This is a genomic window from Citrobacter sp. CF971 (genome assembly GCF_006385635.1).
Lineage (GTDB): Bacteria > Pseudomonadota > Gammaproteobacteria > Enterobacterales > Enterobacteriaceae > Citrobacter > Citrobacter freundii.
Genome location: NZ_CP041047.1, coordinates 33,289 through 49,919 on the forward strand (window position 1 = coordinate 33,289; position 16,631 = coordinate 49,919).

Annotated in this window: 19 protein-coding genes and 5 pseudogenes; 15 read left to right on the forward strand and 9 right to left on the reverse strand. The window is 52.9% G+C overall.

Translation table 11 applies throughout. The annotated features are described in order from the left end of the window. The first annotated feature begins 36 nt into the window (after positions 1–36). The 4 genes from E6P06_RS00220 (at position 37) to E6P06_RS00235 (ending at position 2,429) form a co-directional block, all read left to right on the forward strand. Positions 37–621 (forward strand): recombinase family protein, encoded by a 585-nt coding sequence (locus E6P06_RS00220; RefSeq protein ID WP_012695450.1) that lies wholly within the window; start codon positions 37–39, stop codon positions 619–621. Positions 622–805: 184 nt separating this feature from the next. Next, positions 806–1,363, forward strand: coding sequence for an OsmC family protein (locus E6P06_RS00225; protein WP_000108589.1), 558 nt, complete (start codon positions 806–808; stop codon positions 1,361–1,363). A 141-nt stretch (positions 1,364–1,504) separates the two neighbouring features. Further along, positions 1,505–2,086, forward strand: a complete 582-nt coding sequence (locus E6P06_RS00230; RefSeq protein WP_020277920.1) for a TetR/AcrR family transcriptional regulator — start codon at positions 1,505–1,507, stop codon at positions 2,084–2,086. 4 nt (positions 2,087–2,090) lie between these two features. Further along, a complete protein-coding gene (locus E6P06_RS00235) occupies positions 2,091–2,429 on the forward strand; it encodes a carboxymuconolactone decarboxylase family protein (RefSeq protein WP_020277919.1) in 339 nt (112 codons plus the stop codon). A 29-nt stretch (positions 2,430–2,458) separates the two neighbouring features. Here E6P06_RS00235 and E6P06_RS00240 read toward each other — a convergent pair whose 3' ends face one another. Continuing rightward, positions 2,459–2,788, reverse strand: a complete 330-nt coding sequence (locus E6P06_RS00240) for a co-chaperone YbbN (RefSeq protein WP_002431133.1) — start codon at positions 2,786–2,788, stop codon at positions 2,459–2,461. 213 nt (positions 2,789–3,001) lie between these two features. On the opposite strand from E6P06_RS00240, the gene E6P06_RS00245 reads away from it, so the two are divergent. From E6P06_RS00245 to E6P06_RS00270, 5 genes and pseudogenes are all read left to right on the forward strand, one after another. Next, positions 3,002–4,108, forward strand: a complete 1,107-nt coding sequence (locus tag E6P06_RS00245; protein WP_006687059.1) for an alkene reductase — start codon at positions 3,002–3,004, stop codon at positions 4,106–4,108. Between the two features lie 65 nt (positions 4,109–4,173). Further along, positions 4,174–4,875 (forward strand): DsbA family oxidoreductase, encoded by a 702-nt coding sequence (locus E6P06_RS00250; RefSeq protein ID WP_020277918.1) that lies wholly within the window; start codon positions 4,174–4,176, stop codon positions 4,873–4,875. A 65-nt stretch (positions 4,876–4,940) separates the two neighbouring features. Beyond that, entirely contained in the window at positions 4,941–5,714 is a 774-nt protein-coding gene (locus tag E6P06_RS00255; RefSeq protein ID WP_020277917.1) for an SDR family NAD(P)-dependent oxidoreductase, read from the forward strand. Positions 5,715–5,811: 97 nt separating this feature from the next. Beyond that, positions 5,812–6,516 (forward strand): IS6-like element IS26 family transposase, encoded by a 705-nt coding sequence (locus E6P06_RS00265; RefSeq protein ID WP_001067855.1) that lies wholly within the window; start codon positions 5,812–5,814, stop codon positions 6,514–6,516. 53 nt (positions 6,517–6,569) lie between these two features. Next, a pseudogene (locus tag E6P06_RS00270) lies at positions 6,570–7,667 on the forward strand (IS66 family transposase); the annotation flags it as partial. Positions 7,668–7,917: 250 nt separating this feature from the next. On the opposite strand, the gene E6P06_RS00275 reads toward E6P06_RS00270, so the two are convergent. From E6P06_RS00275 to E6P06_RS00285, 3 genes and pseudogenes are all read right to left on the reverse strand, one after another. Next, complete coding sequence (locus E6P06_RS00275; protein WP_001097412.1) at positions 7,918–8,481, reverse strand: chlorite dismutase family protein; 564 nt, start codon at positions 8,479–8,481, stop codon at positions 7,918–7,920. Positions 8,482–8,504: 23 nt separating this feature from the next. Then, positions 8,505–8,879 (reverse strand): cupin domain-containing protein, encoded by a 375-nt coding sequence (locus tag E6P06_RS00280; protein WP_001348195.1) that lies wholly within the window; start codon positions 8,877–8,879, stop codon positions 8,505–8,507. A 189-nt stretch (positions 8,880–9,068) separates the two neighbouring features. Next, positions 9,069–9,505 (reverse strand): annotated as a pseudogene (locus E6P06_RS00285) (transposase); the annotation flags it as partial. Between the two features lie 107 nt (positions 9,506–9,612). Between E6P06_RS00285 and E6P06_RS28110 the strand changes: the two are divergent. Both E6P06_RS28110 and E6P06_RS00295 read left to right on the forward strand, forming a co-directional pair. After that, a pseudogene (locus E6P06_RS28110) lies at positions 9,613–9,744 on the forward strand (DNA polymerase V subunit UmuC); the annotation flags it as partial. Positions 9,745–9,797: 53 nt separating this feature from the next. Then, positions 9,798–10,085, forward strand: coding sequence for a thermonuclease family protein (locus E6P06_RS00295; RefSeq protein ID WP_009486461.1), 288 nt, complete (start codon positions 9,798–9,800; stop codon positions 10,083–10,085). Between the two features lie 615 nt (positions 10,086–10,700). On the opposite strand, the gene E6P06_RS27510 is transcribed toward E6P06_RS00295, so the two are convergent. After that, on the reverse strand, positions 10,701–10,934 hold the full coding sequence (locus E6P06_RS27510; protein WP_000624775.1) for a hypothetical protein: 234 nt from the start codon (positions 10,932–10,934) through the stop codon (positions 10,701–10,703). 24 nt (positions 10,935–10,958) lie between these two features. On the opposite strand from E6P06_RS27510, the gene E6P06_RS00305 reads away from it, so the two are divergent. From E6P06_RS00305 to E6P06_RS00320, 3 genes are all read left to right on the forward strand, one after another. Further along, positions 10,959–11,663 (forward strand): IS6-like element IS26 family transposase, encoded by a 705-nt coding sequence (locus tag E6P06_RS00305; RefSeq protein WP_139934918.1) that lies wholly within the window; start codon positions 10,959–10,961, stop codon positions 11,661–11,663. A 36-nt stretch (positions 11,664–11,699) separates the two neighbouring features. Further along, positions 11,700–12,404 (forward strand): IS6-like element IS26 family transposase, encoded by a 705-nt coding sequence (locus tag E6P06_RS00315; RefSeq protein WP_001067855.1) that lies wholly within the window; start codon positions 11,700–11,702, stop codon positions 12,402–12,404. 326 nt (positions 12,405–12,730) lie between these two features. Continuing rightward, positions 12,731–13,231, forward strand: a complete 501-nt coding sequence (locus E6P06_RS00320; RefSeq protein WP_001752509.1) for a non-heme ferritin-like protein — start codon at positions 12,731–12,733, stop codon at positions 13,229–13,231. A gap of 316 nt (positions 13,232–13,547) precedes the next feature. Here E6P06_RS00320 and E6P06_RS00325 read toward each other — a convergent pair whose 3' ends face one another. From E6P06_RS00325 to E6P06_RS00335, 3 genes are all read right to left on the reverse strand, one after another. Beyond that, positions 13,548–14,528, reverse strand: a complete 981-nt coding sequence (locus E6P06_RS00325; RefSeq protein ID WP_000019445.1) for an IS5-like element ISKpn26 family transposase — start codon at positions 14,526–14,528, stop codon at positions 13,548–13,550. Between the two features lie 277 nt (positions 14,529–14,805). Then, positions 14,806–15,087 carry a helix-turn-helix transcriptional regulator gene (locus tag E6P06_RS00330; RefSeq protein WP_000780222.1) on the reverse strand — a complete coding sequence of 94 codons (282 nt, stop codon included), beginning with the start codon at positions 15,085–15,087 and terminating at the stop codon, positions 14,806–14,808. Further along, a complete protein-coding gene (locus tag E6P06_RS00335; RefSeq protein ID WP_000493286.1) occupies positions 15,068–15,397 on the reverse strand; it encodes a type II toxin-antitoxin system RelE/ParE family toxin in 330 nt (109 codons plus the stop codon). The genes E6P06_RS00330 and E6P06_RS00335 overlap by 20 nt, the downstream gene beginning before the upstream one ends. 689 nt (positions 15,398–16,086) lie before the next feature. Here E6P06_RS00335 and E6P06_RS00345 point away from each other — a divergent pair. After that, positions 16,087–16,368: pseudogene (locus E6P06_RS00345) on the forward strand (IS6-like element IS26 family transposase); the annotation flags it as partial. Here the strand turns inward: E6P06_RS00345 and E6P06_RS00350 are convergent. Beyond that, positions 16,368–16,556, reverse strand: a pseudogene (locus tag E6P06_RS00350) (Tn3 family transposase); the annotation flags it as partial. The pseudogenes E6P06_RS00345 and E6P06_RS00350 overlap by 1 nt on opposite strands. Positions 16,557–16,631: the final 75 nt, after the last annotated feature.

Sequence of the window (16,631 nt, forward strand, 5' to 3'; positions counted from 1 at the left end):
ATAATTCGGACATCCATTTCGTACGGAAAGTTTCCCATGTCACGTGTTTTTGCCTACTGCAGGGTCTCAACTCTGGAACAGACCACAGAAAACCAGCGTCGTGAAATTGAAGCGGCGGGTTTTGCCATCAGATCCCAACGACTTATTGAGGAGCATATCAGTGGCTCGGTTGCTGCCAGCGAACGCCCCGGATTTATCCGGTTGCTAGATCGCATGGAAAATGGGGATGTACTGATTGTCACCAAACTTGACCGTCTGGGTCGTAATGCGATGGATATCCGAAAAACAGTAGAGCAACTGGCGGCTTTAGATATTCGCGTTCATTGTCTCGCACTCGGAGGCGTTGACTTGACCAGTCCGGCCGGAAAAATGACTATGCAGGTAATTTCTGCTGTAGCGGAGTTTGAGCGGGATTTGCTGCTTGAGCGAACGTATTCAGGTATTGCGAGGGCAAAAGCGGCTGGAAAACGCTTCGGTCGCCCCCCCATCCTGAGCGAGGAACAAAAGCAAACAGTGACAGAGCGCCTAAATGCTGGCATCAGTATCAGTGCTATTGCCCGGGAATTTAATACCACCCGCCAGACTATCCTTCGGGTAAAGGCTGGATTGCTGCAAGAGTGAGCGGCTGGGAAGATTATAAAAAAATCAAATGGTTATTATGAAATAAAACAGCCTGCTGGGTTCTTTTCCCCCTATTTTTTATAAAAGAGTAGACAAAAGAGGTTCGCGACACTAATCTACCAACTAGATGATTGGTGCTGGTTACACCAGCTATACCTTTTATCAAGAAATTACAGGAGCCATTATGTCTACTACCGTTAAACCTTCTGCAGACGCAGCTGCGATCCACAATACCCGTGAAGCAGTTCGCAGCCAGCCTGGCCTGGGTAACCTGACTTTCCAGATGAAAGCCCGTTCCAGCGGCGGATTAACCGTTCGCACAGAGACCGGCGCCACAATCCAGAACGGCGTTATCGATACCAGCCGTGTGGGGAAATTTTCTAATATCGGTGATGAACCCGCAGGTTTACTCGGCACCGATACCGGCATGAGCCCGACTGAATACATCATGCAGGCGCTGGCTGGCTGTTATACCGCCACCCTTACCATGATGGCTGCTGAAAAAGGGATCGACCTGGACGGTATCGAGCTGGATCTTAATTTCGATATCAACCTCAACGGCTTCCTTGGGCTGGACAGCAACGTGCGTAAAGGTGCGAAATCTATTCGCGTCGATGTTCACCTTACGAGCAAGACCGCCAGTCGCGAGGAGTTAGAAGCGCTGGTCAGCGAAATGCAAAAGAATTCGCCAATCCACGATACTCTGGCTAATCCGGTTGAAATGATTACACGCCTGGCGTGATGTCAGAGATGTAATGCTGCCATTCAGAATGCAGGATGGCAGTGACGTTCAGCTCTGCACGATACTGAGTCAGTGATACAACTTGCTACGGAAAAATAGCAACAATATAATCTATCAACTAGTAGATTATATGGAGTAATTATGACAACCATGACACGGGAACGGCTGCTCAGCGAAGCAGAACACCTGATGCGCGAAAAAGGGTATTCAGTATTCAGCTATGCTGATTTATCAAAAATAGTGGGTATCACCAAGGCCAGTATTCATCACCATTTCCCGACCAAAGATATTCTGGGTGAGCAGGTGGTAATACAGGCGTTCTCTGATACACAACGCGTATTTGAGCAGATAGAGGCGACTGAGAAAAGCGCGGAGAGAAGAATTGCGGCTTACATCGATATCTTCGCGCAAAGCCATAAAGCTTCGCTACTGCCACTGTGTTGTGCGTTGTCAGCAGAGACCGCCAATCTGCCTCAGGCAATTACTGTACAGACATCACTTTATTTCGATATGCAAATCGAGTGGCTCACAAAAGTCGTCAGGGCGGGCATGGAGTCAGGTGAGTTTTCATCCCATGCCGAACCATCAGATATTGCTTTGATGATCATTAATGTCTGTGAAGGCTCAAGCGTAGTGGCGCATGCAACGGCCAGACCCGAAGTCTTCGCCAACAGCCTTAAGTATATAAAACTGCTTCTTAATACCCCTCATTCAGGAGAATGACACTATGCTGGACTGGAACAACTATCGCTCAGAGTTAATGCAACGTTTAGGCGAGTTGGGCAAACTGACCCCCGAGACCATGAAAGGCGTGGTTGCCCTGGGCAACGCAGGTAACAAAACTGACCTTTTGGGCGCAAAAGTGCGTGAACTCATTGCCCTGGCGTGCGCAGTCACAACCCGCTGCGACGGCTGTATTGCTTTTCACGCCGACGCCGCTGTGAAAGCCGGTGCAACCGACGCTGAAATTGCTGAAGCGCTGGGCGTGGCGATTAACCTCAACGCTGGCGCGGCGGTCATTCATTCAGCCCGCACTCTGGATGCCGTCGGTCAGGCACGCGGTTAAGCATTAATAAATTCCACGTTAAAAGGGCATTACTGCCCTTTTTTTATGTCCGCAATAGCCTGAGCATATACCGATGCAGGTTTCACACCCGGTATGCGTTTAACTAATTGCCCTTCATGAAATATCAGCACAGACGGCAGCCCCCAGATCTCGTATTTGGTTGTCAGCACCGGCGCCTGATCTACATTGACTTTCCCCACCTGAATATCTCTATCGAGCCGGTCTGCAAACTGACTGAACATTTCTTCGCTGGCCTGACAGGGCGGACACCAGGGTGCAGAGAAACGTACCACCGATATTCCTTTGTACTGCTCTATCTGGCGGAAATTATCTTCGTTATAAGCTGTTAATGTACGCATGGTGATGACCTCGCAAAATGAGTGACAATTCAGGAATGGCTGCGTTATGACAAAAAAATACGACACACCCATTGACCTACCTACTAGATGGTTGGCATATTGCCACCCATCAGATGTTTATGCAACTCCAGTGCGCGACGTCCAGTCGATGATACTGCCGGGCTGTGCAAATCCCTGCCGGGATACTCCTTTTTGTTTTTTGTGAGGTATACGATGAGTAAGCTTTTCACCCCCTACAATCTGTCTGGCCTGGCGTTAAAAAACCGTGTAGTCATGGCACCGATGACCCGCACCCGCACCATGAATGACGTGCCGGATGAGGTCGTGGCTTTGTACTATGCACAGCGTGCTTCTGCTGGCCTGCTCATCACCGAAGGGATGCCGGTTTCAGAAGAAGGCCGGGGTTACCTTTATACCCCTGGTATCTACAACGACGAACACGTCCAGGGCTGGCGTAAAGTGACACAAGCGGTTCACGCCAAAGGTGGCCGTATTTTCGCGCAGCTCTGGCACGTCGGCCGTATGTCTCACGTCTCTCTTCAGCCAGGCCACATAGCGCCGGTTTCAGCGGGCACCGTTCAGGCGGTCAATACCACCGTTTTTGCGCTGACCGAATCCGGAGAACCGGGCCCGGTTGTACCAAGCCAGCCACGCGCGCTGGAAACGCATGAAGTTAAACGCATCACTGCAGACTTCGTGCACTCCGCACGCCTGGCGATGGAAGCCGGCTTTGACGGCGTGGAAATCATGGCGGCAAACGGATTCATCTTTGACCAGTTCCTCAGTAGCGAACTGAACACCCGCACCGACGAATACGGCGGCTCGGTGGAAAATCGTCAGCGTTTCCTGCTGGAGACCATTGACGCCGTGGCGGAAGCCGTGGGTAACAGCCACGTTGCCGTGCGCCTGTCACCGTTCGGCCGCATTTATGACCTCGCGCCGTATGAAGGTGAAGAGCAAACCTGGTCAGCCATCACCGACGCGCTCGGTCAGCGGGAACTGGCCTACGTACACCTTTACTATCAGCCGGTGTACACCAAAGCGCCACTTCCGGAAGGCTTCCGCCGCCGTTTTCGCAACACGTTTAAAGGCACCATCATCGCTGCCGGCGGTTTTACCCGTGATATCGCAGAGCAGGCTCTGGAAGATGATGAGCTGGATCTGGTGGCATTTGGTGTGCCCTACATCGCTAACCCGGATCTGGTTGAAAGAATGCAAAACGGCTGGCCACTGGCAGAAAGTGACCGCGCCACCTACTACGGCGTCAGTGGTTCCCCGGAAAAAGGCTATACCGATTACCCGGTCTGGCAGGCGCAATAAATCCCATACGGTCGCGGTTCTCTGATAAGTGAGAACCGACCGCCCAACGTCTTTGAGGAATCATTATGCAAACGCTGAAACCCACCCTTACCATCGATATCTGGTCAGATTTGGTCTGCCCGTGGTGCTGGATTGCTAAAAAAAGATTTGAACAGGGTCTGAATCGCTTTGAATTTCGCGACCAGGTGGTGATCCGCCATCACAGCTACCGTCTGGCCGGTGGTACTCCCGCGATGCCTTTTAAGGATGCCATCGTTAAAAAGCTGGGCAGTCAGCATTCAGCGGAGCTGATGATGAATCAGGTGGGCACCGCCGGTAAATCTGAAGGTCTGATCTACAACTTCGACGGCATGATGTTTGGTGATACAGAAGATGCACACACCCTGCTGGTTGCCGCGCGTAAGGCCGGAATTGCGGACACGGTGGAAGAACGTTTTTATCATGGCAGTATCACCGAAGGTCGCTCTCTCTTTGACCGTCAGCAGCTCGTTGCCATGGCCGTAGAAGCCGGTATGCCGAAAGCTGACGCTGAAGCCGCCCTGGAAAATGACGATTTTCGCGCCACCGTTTCCGACGATGAAGCCCACGCACAGTCTATTGGCCTCAGCGGCGTTCCGGTTTTTGTGATGAACGAAAAATATGCCATCAGCGGGGCTCAGGCAGCAGATAACTTTTTGAATGCCCTGCGTCAGGTCTGGGATGAACAGCAAACCGAATTTTCAGCCACTGCGGGTCAGACCTGCGGAACGGATGGCTGCAGTATTTAATCCGTCAACCGCCGGCAGTTTCACGCTGCCGGCAACGTCTTACCCACCAGTAATGGAGTCAGAAAATGAACACTTTTTTCAAAGGTAAAAAACTGCTCGTCGTCGGCGGTACCAGCGGCATGGGCCTGGCCGTGGCACGCATGGTACTGGAAGCGGGCGGCAGTGTCGTGCTGACCGGGAATAAAAAAGACAAAGCCGAAGCGGTGCAAAAAGAACTGAGCCCTCTGGGACCGGTTGCGGTCATCGCGGCGAACCTGATGACCGAAGAAGGTATGGAAACTATCCGTCAGGAAATTAATGCTCACCATCACGATATCAGCCTGATGGTGAATGCCGCCGGTATCTTCATGCCCAAAGGATTTACCGAGCACAGCTTTGCCGATTATGACATGTATCTTTCGCTGAACCGAGCCACGTTCTTTATTACACAGGATGTCGTGAAGAACATGCTCGCCGCGAAGCTCGAAGGGTCTATCGTCAACGTCGGTTCGATTGGTGCTCAGGCTGCACTGGGTGACTCGCCGGCCTCGGCCTATTCAATGGCAAAAGCGGGTCTGCATGCCCTGACGCGTAATCTGGCGATTGAGCTGGCCAGCGCGGGTATTCGTGTCAACGCGGTGTCTCCCGGGATTGTTCATACGCCGATATACGAAGGCTTCATGGACAAAGCGGATATCGCAGATGCTATGAAGTCGCTGAACGATTTCCACCCGCTGGGACGCGTCGGAACTGCCGAAGATGTGGCAAACACTATTCTCTTCCTGTTGTCTGACAAAACCTCATGGGTGACGGGCGCTATCTGGGATGTCGATGCGGGCATCATGGCGGTCAGACGATAACCCCGTGACGCTGGCATAAGCCGCCCCTTAAGGGGGCACTGTTGCAAATAGTCGGTGGTGATAAACTTATCATCCCCTTTTGCTGATGGAGCTGCACATGAACCCATTCAAAGGCCGGCATTTTCAGCGTGACATCATTCTGTGGGCCGTACGCTGGTACTGCAAATACGGCATCAGTTACCGTGAGCTGCAGGAGATGCTGGCTGAACGCGGAGTGAATGTCGATCACTCCACGATTTACCGCTGGGTTCAGCGTTATGCGCCTGAAATGGAAAAACGGCTGCGCTGGTACTGGCGTAACCCTTCCGATCTTTGCCCGTGGCACATGGATGAAACCTACGTGAAGGTCAATGGCCGCTGGGCGTATCTGTACCGGGCCGTCGACAGCCGGGGCCGCACTGTCGATTTTTATCTCTCCTCCCGTCGTAACAGCAAAGCTGCATACCGGTTTCTGGGTAAAATCCTCAACAACGTGAAGAAGTGGCAGATCCCGCGATTCATCAACACGGATAAAGCGCCCGCCTATGGTCGCGCGCTTGCTCTGCTCAAACGCGAAGGCCGGTGCCCGTCTGACGTTGAACACCGACAGATTAAGTACCGGAACAACGTGATTGAATGCGATCATGGCAAACTGAAACGGATAATCGGCGCCACGCTGGGATTTAAATCCATGAAGACGGCTTACGCCACCATCAAAGGTATTGAGGTGATGCGTGCACTACGCAAAGGCCAGGCCTCAGCATTTTATTATGGTGATCCCCTGGGCGAAATGCGCCTGGTAAGCAGAGTTTTTGAAATGTAAGGCCTTTGAATAAGACAAAAGGCTGCCTCATCGCTAACTTTGCAACAGTGCCCACCGTTGAACGTCACATCCGGGGCAAATGGGCCTGCGACAGCTGCGAGACGTTGATCCAGGCACCGGTGCCACCGCAGGTGATCGACAAAGGCATCCCCACCGCTGGCCTGCTGGCCCAGGTGCTGGTGGCCAAGTATGCCGACCATCTGCCGCTGTACCGTCAGGAACGCATGTTCGGCCGTGCCGGCCTGGAAATCCCGCGCTCCACCCTGGCCGAATGGGTGGGTGCCTGTGGTGTGCAGTTGCAGCCGCTGGTGGATGCGTTGAGAAATACTCTGCTGGAACACAGTGTTCTGCATGCCGATGAAACCCCGGTCAGCATGCTGGCCCCGGGCAAGAAGAAAACCCACAAGGCCTACGTCTGGGCCTACTGCACCACACCGTTTGCCGACCTGAAGGCAGCTATTTACGACTTCGCACCCAGCCGTGCAGGCGAACACGCCCGAACCTTCCTGGGTGACTGGCGGGGCAAGCTGGTCTGTGATGATTACGCTGGCTACAAGGCCGGGTTCGGCAACGGCATTACCGAAATCGGCTGTATGGCCCACGCCCGGCGCAAGTTCTATGACCTGCACGAGGCCAACAAGAGCGAATTGGCGGCCAAGGCCTTGGAATACATCGGTGGACTCTACGAGATCGAGCGGGAAACCAAAGATCTGCCACCGGATATGCGGCGGGAAATCCGGCAAACCAAAGCCAAACCCCTTGCCGATGCGCTGCATCAGTGGATGCTGGCCCATCGCCAGAAAGTGCCGGATGGCTCCGGCACGGCCAAAGCCCTGGATTACAGCCTCAAACGTTGGGAAGCGCTGACGCGCTACCTGGACGATGGCGCTGTGCCCATCGACAACAACTGGGTGGAAAACCAGATCCGACCCTGGGCGCTGGGGCGCAGCAATTGGCTGTTTGCGGGTTCACTGCGCAGTGGTCAACGTGCGGCTGCGGTCATGACCCTAATACAGTCAGCGAAGCTGAATCGGCATGATCCCTATGCCTACCTGAAGGATGTGCTGACTCGCCTGCCGACACAGAAGAACAACGCCATCGACGAGCTATTGCCCCACAACTGGAAACCGGCCATACCTAACAAGGTGTAGGCCGGACGTGTATGGAGAGCCTTCTTCGAAAGCTGGACAAGGTGCCAACTCTAGACGGCAGGATATGCCCTGGGAGATCGATGAGAGAAAGAGGAGGCCATAAGTAGAAAATTTCCCAAGCGACTGGTGGCTCGCTAGGCATACGTGTCGTGTTACTCCTAAGTTATTAGACACACTAGATTTTCCGGGCTTTGCTGGGCTGCGGGTGTCGCAGGTGTATGCCGCACGGAGATCGCAGTTAAACCTGATACTAGGCCGGCTCATGCACTAGCCGGATGTCGATTTCTCTGTCGACATACTTCCACTCCACCGAGGCCCGGAGTTCGGCCAAAAGCCTGTTAAAGCCCGGCTCATCAGACGGGGAATATTCGAACCACGTCAAGAAGTCGAAGGGTTCGCTCTCGCCCAGGTCCCGACAATGGTGGAGACGACGGGCCACAGCAGGGAGATATTGGAGCCCAATGTGAATGTGACGGGACTGCTCCTCAAAAATCTTCCGGCGTTCGTCTTGAGCCAGTCCCCACCATGAGGGGTTTTTCCGGATAGGGATCAGGGCGGCACAGGTGGCCTCTGCTCGACCCAAACTTGGCTGCTTCGCCACGAGACGATCCTTCTCTTCACGCACGACATAACGCTCGTTACTCGTTATCCCGCGAAGAAGCCATTTGGTGCCCAAAGGCTGCGGCGAAACAGAGCCAGCGGCTACGTCGAGCCGGGGGATTCCAGGGAGAGGGGCTCCCGCCACGGCATCCATCCGAACAACGCGCCAAACACCCGTTTCTCCACCAGCGAACGTAAATAATCGTGTATTCATCAGTTTCCTCTCAGGCCTTTCGCCTATTTCTCAGCCAACGCAAAACCGGCATTGCCCGGCGCAACCACTGAAACAAATATAAAAGGTTCGGGGCCAGAGTTCATTGCACCATGTACCTGCCCAGGTTTTGCGATCGCAATATCTCCAGCTTTAAGATGAGTGACTATGCCGTTACCTTGATGATATTCGGCTTCACCTGAGATAACCGTCCAAGTATCTTGGCCGTGAGGATGTACATGGGAAGCTATTTCCTGCCCAGGGTGGGCGTGCCAAACAACGACGACAGAGTCATTGGTTTCCAGAACAACCGAACGAATCGGTTCGCCGTTAGACGGACGAACATATTCATCCACCGAAAAAATCCGCGATTCAGTTTCTGCTCTCATGTTCACACCCATTTAAAACTGATTGGACACGTACTCTAAACGCAACTGCGCCTGGACAGCACATGAAGATATGTACCTAAGCGCCCTTCGGGAAAACTATGCTCTGGCGCACAGAGACCGTCAATACTCCGTCGTGGGTAGGCATGACATAACGGGAGGAGACGGGCGACGCTTTGGTCATATGTACATGAGAAGGTGGCTCGCCCGCTCGGCAGGGTTGTTGTCGATGGGCAGGTGTCCCCCTTTCGATGTAGCGGATCAGCTTTAACCAGTTGCTCGCAAGGCAATTGATTGCTTGCCCAAGGCACTTTGACGACGTGACCTGGGGAGGGGTTTTGTCCAGCCTAGCTTTCAGTTGCTCCAGGAAAGCCTGGCTTTGCGACTGGCGCGTCTGGTATCGCTGGGCATCGCCCGCCTCTTCCATGTCGCGCTCGATGCCGTAGAGCTTGTTGATAAGAGTCAGTGCCATCTCCGCTCGGCCGATCTTGCCCTTGGATTGAGTTTTCTGATGAACTTGCGCCGCGCATGCCCAGCAACCTATACGCTCGACGCCTTTCTGCCTCCAGGAGGCGCTGCGGCACCTCCTGGGTACGGCTAGCGGTGTAATTGAACAGGATGACCGGAAGATTTGGTGGGCCACCGCGATCTCCTCAGTAGCTATAGCCAAACAGGTTGGGTATGAGAAGTTCAAGGGGGGGCGAGCAAAGCCCCCGTTCCAATTGATTCTCTATTCCACACAAATGGCGATATAAGCCGGCGGGTGATGACGACCCTGGAAGCTCTGGCATCGAGAGTGGATGTCTACTCCATCGACGAGGCGTTTCTGGATCTGACCGGAATCGACCGGGTGGTAAGCTTCGAGCCTTTTGGTCGGCAGGCGATTTGGCTCAAGGTGGAATCACCGGACGGTTACGATACAACGGTCAACGCTTGCGCCTGCTGTCGATTGACACCCCGGAAACCTACAAGCCCAGGTGCGACGCCGAGCTGACGAAGGGCCGCGAGGCAACCGCACGCCTCCGCGAACTGGTTGCCAACGCTCAGCGCATCGAGGTTGTCGATTCCGGCCAAGCCGACAAGTACGACCGCCGCCTTGTTCACCTGCTGATCGACGGGCGGGACGTGGGGCAAACCCTCATGGCCGAGGGGTTAGCCGTTGAGTGGAGGCCCGGCCCGAATGCGTGGAGGGAACGCCGTCGCCACTGGTGCGGATACTGATCGCTTTTCAGCTTGAGCCAGGAGCGCCCCGCCGCAGTGATCGGCACTTGTGTCGATCCGAGGAGGCGCAAGAGCCACAAGCCCCTGATAGGACCACGTAACGCGGCCATGCCACTAGAGCACGGCCGCTTTTTTCTTTTAAAAACAAAAATATAAAAAAATCCTGTTGCTTGAGCCGGTGGTATTGTGGGCAACTGCCGACCTGTTGGCAGGGTGGGGGCAACCGCTCGCGGTTGTCCCTGGCCTGTCAATGGGGAACCGCGAAGCGGTTAGGCAGGTATCCGGCTTGCCGGATTGTCCATAATTCCACGGGCTGTTTTCCCCAGGGCTACACGTTTTATATATGTTTTTTTTGTTTTAAAGAGTTTTAGGGAATCAGAAGGCAAAATTTACCTTCATTATCAGTTGCTTATAGAACCCCTCGGTGGGTAATAGACGGTTTCCGGTGGGTAATAGACGGGGTTGGGTGGGTAAACGACGGAACCGGGTGGGTAATAGACGGACTATCCACAGGCTGGATCGCCGGATCGATCCCCTCCCGTCTATTACACACCCGCCTTGCGCAAACCCTGACCAGTAGTCGCCTCGCGCTCCGTCTATTACACACCGCCGCGCTTAGTATTCGCCTGGGTCCAGTGGGGGGAGAACCCCGGAGCTGCTGACGACTTCCCCGCGTTGCGGACGCTCGACCGTCTCGCCGGGTTTCAGCGGATAGCGCCGCAGCACTCGCCCGTATTCTTCGCTCGCCCGCTTTGCTTCCACGCGCACGCGGCCAGACTCCGAGTTGACGCAGTTCAGGTAATTTTCTGTGGCACTGTTGCAAATAGTCGGTGGTGATAAACTTATCATCCCCTTTTGCTGATGGAGCTGCACATGAACCCATTCAAAGGCCGGCATTTTCAGCGTGACATCATTCTGTGGGCCGTACGCTGGTACTGCAAATACGGCATCAGTTACCGTGAGCTGCAGGAGATGCTGGCTGAACGCGGAGTGAATGTCGATCACTCCACGATTTACCGCTGGGTTCAGCGTTATGCGCCTGAAATGGAAAAACGGCTGCGCTGGTACTGGCGTAACCCTTCCGATCTTTGCCCGTGGCACATGGATGAAACCTACGTGAAGGTCAATGGCCGCTGGGCGTATCTGTACCGGGCCGTCGACAGCCGGGGCCGCACTGTCGATTTTTATCTCTCCTCCCGTCGTAACAGCAAAGCTGCATACCGGTTTCTGGGTAAAATCCTCAACAACGTGAAGAAGTGGCAGATCCCGCGATTCATCAACACGGATAAAGCGCCCGCCTATGGTCGCGCGCTTGCTCTGCTCAAACGCGAAGGCCGGTGCCCGTCTGACGTTGAACACCGACAGATTAAGTACCGGAACAACGTGATTGAATGCGATCATGGCAAACTGAAACGGATAATCGGCGCCACGCTGGGATTTAAATCCATGAAGACGGCTTACGCCACCATCAAAGGTATTGAGGTGATGCGTGCACTACGCAAAGGCCAGGCCTCAGCATTTTATTATGGTGATCCCCTGGGCGAAATGCGCGGCACTGTTGCAAATAGTCGGTGGTGATAAACTTATCATCCCCTTTTGCTGATGGAGCTGCACATGAACCCATTCAAAGGCCGGCATTTTCAGCGTGACATCATTCTGTGGGCCGTACGCTGGTACTGCAAATACGGCATCAGTTACCGTGAGCTGCAGGAGATGCTGGCTGAACGCGGAGTGAATGTCGATCACTCCACGATTTACCGCTGGGTTCAGCGTTATGCGCCTGAAATGGAAAAACGGCTGCGCTGGTACTGGCGTAACCCTTCCGATCTTTGCCCGTGGCACATGGATGAAACCTACGTGAAGGTCAATGGCCGCTGGGCGTATCTGTACCGGGCCGTCGACAGCCGGGGCCGCACTGTCGATTTTTATCTCTCCTCCCGTCGTAACAGCAAAGCTGCATACCGGTTTCTGGGTAAAATCCTCAACAACGTGAAGAAGTGGCAGATCCCGCGATTCATCAACACGGATAAAGCGCCCGCCTATGGTCGCGCGCTTGCTCTGCTCAAACGCGAAGGCCGGTGCCCGTCTGACGTTGAACACCGACAGATTAAGTACCGGAACAACGTGATTGAATGCGATCATGGCAAACTGAAACGGATAATCGGCGCCACGCTGGGATTTAAATCCATGAAGACGGCTTACGCCACCATCAAAGGTATTGAGGTGATGCGTGCACTACGCAAAGGCCAGGCCTCAGCATTTTATTATGGTGATCCCCTGGGCGAAATGCGCCTGGTAAGCAGAGTTTTTGAAATGTAAGGCCTTTGAATAAGACAAAACGCTGCCTCATCGCTAACTTTGCAACAGTGCCCCTAATCGTGTTCAGCAGAATAGCCGGAGGAAGTTTCCTACTGTCGATAAGAAAGGATTGGCACAGGGAGTGTGAATATCGAAACACCATCACAGAATAATGCCAGATAGAAATGCGATAGTAGGGGTGGATATTTAAATAAGGAGCATCCCGACTTAAAATGAATATGACTGCGTAACCAGGCGCAATAAAAAAAGCGAAAGAATCGCTTTTATTCTGGTTGTTTTTTCGAAGAGTGACCGTTTTCTGAGATGACAAGAAATAAGGAAGTCCTATGATCGCTAGCGGAATAGTTCAAAAACTGAATGCGCAAATGAATCAGGAGTTTTATACCTCAAATTTGTATCTTCAGCTCAGCCAGAGGTGCAGCGAGAATAGCCTTAATGGCACCGCACTATTTTTGCGTCATCAGGCGCAAAATACGGTGACGCAAATGATGCGCATGTACGAATACATCAAACAGAGCGGCGCCACGCCGGTGTTACAGGAGCAACACGCCCGGTGCGGTGAATTTTCCACGCTGGAAGATCTGTTTGAGCAGACGGTAAGCGATTACCAGAAGCGCATTAATGCGCTGACCTCTTTGACGGAAGACGCCCAGGCAGCAAACGATAAGTCAGCGATTAACTTCCTGAAGCGATACAGAAAAGAGGAAATCGTGGACGGGACGCTGTTGCAAATCATTCTGGATGAAGTCCGCAGCGCTAAAAAAGCGGGCATCAACATGCAGCAAACCGACCACTATCTGGTTGGCGTGATCGATCGCTATCACTAAATCAATTTCGCAGTACGAGGAGGTTTTACGCCTCCTCAGAAAATCTGTTTTACATCAGAAACAGAGGTTTATGCCAGTGAACATTTGATACCCAACACGTCATAGTGATTTTTTAACTTAGCGTTTTTATATCGTGCCAAAAATGTCTCTGCTTGTGTCTTTATATTAAGGAAGGTGCGAATAAGCAGGTCATTTCTTCCCAAGCTGACTCGCTGATTAAAATTTCGCGGATCTGGGCCGATTTTTTTCCCGCAAACACATCGAATCAGCCTATTTAGGCTATTTTTTCCACCATTTCTGGCGTTATTTCCGGTTTTTACTGAGATCTCTCCCACTGACGTATCATTTGGTCCACCCGAAACAGGTTGGCCAGGGTGAATAACATCGCCAGTTGGTTATCGTTTTTCAGCAGCCCCTTGTATCTGGCTTTCACGAAGCCGAACTGCCGCTTGATGATGCGAAACGGGTGCTCCACCCTGGCACGGATGCTGGCTTTCATGTATTCGATGTTGATGGCCGTTTTGTTCTTGCGCGGATGCTGCTTCAAGGTTTTTACCTTGCCGGGACGCTCGGCGATCAGCCAGTCCACATCCACCTCGGCCAGCTCCTCGCGCTGTGGCGCTCCTTGGTAGCCGGCATCGGCTGAGACAAATTGCTCCTCTCCATGAAGCAGATTACCCAGCTGATTGAGGTCATGCTCGTTGGCCGCGGTGGTGACCAGGCTGTGGGTCAGGCCACTCTTGGCATCGACACCAATGTGGGCCTTCATGCCAAAGTGCCACTGATTGCCTTTCTTGGTCTGATGCATCTCCGGATCGCGTTGCTGCTCTTTGTTCTTGGTCGAGCTGGGTGCCTCAATGATGGTGGCATCCACCAAAGTGCCTTGGGTCATCATGACGCCTGCTTCGGCCAGCCAGCGATTGATGGTCTTGAACAATTGACGGGCCAGTTGATGCTGCTCGAGCAGGTGGCGGAAATTCATGATGGTGGTGCGATCCGGCAGGGCGCTATCCAGGGATAATCGGGCAAACAGGCGCATGGAGGCGATTTCGTACAGGGCATCTTCCATGGCACCGTCGCTCAGGTTGTACCAATGCTGCATGCAGTGAATACGCAGCATGGTCTCCAGCGGATAGGGCCGTCGGCCATTGCCCGCCTTGGGATAAAACGGCTCGATGACAGCGGTCATATTCTGCCATGGCAGAATCTGCTCCATGCGGGAGAGGAAAATCTCTTTTCGGGTCTGACGGCGCTTAGTGCTGAATTCACTATCGGCGAAGGTGAGTTGATGGCTCATGATGTCCCTCTGGGATGCGCTCCGGATGAATATGATGATCTCATATCAGGAACTTGTTCGCACCTTCCCTAAGTCACCGGCGGCTTGCCTGCCACACATTGAACATTACAGACCAATTAGCACTTTGTCACCGGGGAAAGATGTAAAGATTATGTATAAATAGATTGGCTTAGAAGTGACATTTCAACTTTGGAGAAACAGGTGACATTTTAAACTTGCTTTAACAAAATTTTGGGACTGACCGAAACAAAAAGGCCAGCCCCGGAGGGCTGGCTATTCAGTACAGGGCAATGACAGGTTTCTTGATGCCGCAGGCGTGAGCGTAGCGGGTCAGTGTGTCGATGCTGGCTTTGGTGATGTTGTTTTCCAGGCGAGAAATAACCGGAGGTGTAACCCCCATGCGTTCAGCAACCTGCGCTTTTGTCAGGTTGTCATGCTTGCGCCATTCAGCAAGCAGCTCCCTGAGCTTTTCCTTACGTTCTTCTTCCTGCCATGCAGCGCGATATTCATCGTCCTGCATCCACTCGTTATGCAGTTCTTTATGGCTTACCAGTTTCATTAAGTACCTCCGCTAACCGCTTTTTGGCGAGATCGATTTCTTTCGCTGGCGTTTTCTGTGACTTCTTGATGAAAACACGGAGCATGATGATGGTATTGCCTTTGTGGTATACCCAGATTCCCCTGGCTATGTCCGTCCCCATCGTGCGGATCTCAAAAAGTCCATCGCCCAGGGGCTTCGTGTCCGGCTCCCGCAGTAATCGGGCGTCATACTCCAGTTTGCCGATGAGACGGTCAAACTTCACCCTGATTTTTACGGGTAATGCTGTGGCTTCTTCCCTGGCTTCCGGGTGATAAACAACGCTAAACATGTGACCTCCCATTTCTATTAATATTAACCTATAGGCTAATTTCAGACAAGGTAGAATTAACCTATAAGCTAATTTTGTTGGCAGTTATCGTGGCTACCCGGTCACTACCCTGTTAGCGTGAGTTTTCGTTCCACTGAGGAACGGGGATTTATGCGCGTTAGCGCATGTAAGGCGGCAGGATGAAATGACAGGTAGCACCGAGGGTTAGCCGCCGATACCAGTGAGGGATCGAAAGGGATCGCCTATCCATCCCTTCACCCTGCAAAGCCATATTCCGCTAAAAGCGGCTCAGAGGCTTTTGTGCGCGGTCGGAGTGGTCACAACAAGGCGAAGCCGCAGTTGGGGCGTATCTCCGCGTTAGCGGGTCGTAAGAGCCGCTTACGAGCGTGTAGGGGTCAGTTTGGATATAGAGAATTATTGTACGGTAAGCCTGTTTTTTGAACAGACTTACCTATAGCAATAGGGTGTACTCCCGCGCTATACGGCATTTTCAGAGGTTTGACCTTAATCGGATAACCTAAATGCGATACTGCAAGAGCGACAACTTAAAAGCGATAGCCACTGACGCAAAATCAACCACTTACGAACCAAGATTGGTTAAATAATGCGCTTAACGTACAAAAATTGGCACTGTTGCAAATAGTCGGTGGTGATAAACTTATCATCCCCTTTTACTGATGGAGCTGCACATGAACCCATTCAAAGGCCGGCATTTTCAGCGTGACATCATTCTGTGGGCCGTACGCTGGTACTGCAAATACGGCATCAGTTACCGTGAGCTGCAGGAGATGCTGGCTGAACGCGGAGTGAATGTCGATCACTCCACGATTTACCGCTGGGTTCAGCGTTATGCGCCTGAAATGGAAAAACGGCTGCGCTGGTACTGGCGTAACCCTTCCGATCTTTGCCCGTGGCACATGGATGAAACCTACGTGAAGGTCAATGGCCGCTGGGCGTATCTGTACCGGGCCGAGGTGGTAGATGCATAGATTGCAGCGCGTAAATGACGCTCCACCATGACCATCATCCGGTGAATGGTGACATCCCGTGAACTCTGTGCCATTCGTTCGGCTCCGGCATTCATTGCATCTGCAAGGATCGCTGCCATAAGCGCTGCTTCGTCTTCTGCCTGTTCTCCGGTGCGATAATGGGTGAAACAAATTCCCGGCAGCGACAATGTGGCTTCATATGCCACTGGACTGGGGTATTGCCTGTCGCCATGACACCATTGAAG

Excerpts from the sequence above, each read along its gene's own strand:
- E6P06_RS00335 (WP_000493286.1), bottom strand. The coding sequence starts at position 15,397 with ATGTTTAGCGTTGTTTATCACCCGGAAGCCAGGGAAGAAGCCACAGCA.
- E6P06_RS00250 (WP_020277918.1), top strand. The coding sequence starts at position 4,174 with ATGCAAACGCTGAAACCCACCCTTACCATCGATATCTGGTCAGATTTG.
- E6P06_RS00280 (WP_001348195.1), bottom strand. The coding sequence starts at position 8,879 with ATGGGTGTGAACATGAGAGCAGAAACTGAATCGCGGATTTTTTCGGTG.
- E6P06_RS00265 (WP_001067855.1), top strand. The coding sequence starts at position 5,812 with ATGAACCCATTCAAAGGCCGGCATTTTCAGCGTGACATCATTCTGTGG.
- E6P06_RS27510 (WP_000624775.1), bottom strand. The coding sequence starts at position 10,934 with ATGATAAGTTTATCACCACCGACTATTTGCAACAGTGCCACAGAAAAT.
- E6P06_RS00325 (WP_000019445.1), bottom strand. The coding sequence starts at position 14,528 with ATGAGCCATCAACTCACCTTCGCCGATAGTGAATTCAGCACTAAGCGC.
- E6P06_RS00315 (WP_001067855.1), top strand. The coding sequence starts at position 11,700 with ATGAACCCATTCAAAGGCCGGCATTTTCAGCGTGACATCATTCTGTGG.
- E6P06_RS00330 (WP_000780222.1), bottom strand. The coding sequence starts at position 15,087 with ATGAAACTGGTAAGCCATAAAGAACTGCATAACGAGTGGATGCAGGAC.
- E6P06_RS00240 (WP_002431133.1), bottom strand. The coding sequence starts at position 2,788 with ATGCGTACATTAACAGCTTATAACGAAGATAATTTCCGCCAGATAGAG.
- E6P06_RS00245 (WP_006687059.1), top strand. The coding sequence starts at position 3,002 with ATGAGTAAGCTTTTCACCCCCTACAATCTGTCTGGCCTGGCGTTAAAA.
- E6P06_RS00225 (WP_000108589.1), top strand. The coding sequence starts at position 806 with ATGTCTACTACCGTTAAACCTTCTGCAGACGCAGCTGCGATCCACAAT.
- E6P06_RS00230 (WP_020277920.1), top strand. The coding sequence starts at position 1,505 with ATGACAACCATGACACGGGAACGGCTGCTCAGCGAAGCAGAACACCTG.
- E6P06_RS00235 (WP_020277919.1), top strand. The coding sequence starts at position 2,091 with ATGCTGGACTGGAACAACTATCGCTCAGAGTTAATGCAACGTTTAGGC.
- E6P06_RS00255 (WP_020277917.1), top strand. The coding sequence starts at position 4,941 with ATGAACACTTTTTTCAAAGGTAAAAAACTGCTCGTCGTCGGCGGTACC.
- E6P06_RS00220 (WP_012695450.1), top strand. The coding sequence starts at position 37 with ATGTCACGTGTTTTTGCCTACTGCAGGGTCTCAACTCTGGAACAGACC.
- E6P06_RS00305 (WP_139934918.1), top strand. The coding sequence starts at position 10,959 with ATGAACCCATTCAAAGGCCGGCATTTTCAGCGTGACATCATTCTGTGG.
- E6P06_RS00275 (WP_001097412.1), bottom strand. The coding sequence starts at position 8,481 with ATGAATACACGATTATTTACGTTCGCTGGTGGAGAAACGGGTGTTTGG.
- E6P06_RS00320 (WP_001752509.1), top strand. The coding sequence starts at position 12,731 with ATGATCGCTAGCGGAATAGTTCAAAAACTGAATGCGCAAATGAATCAG.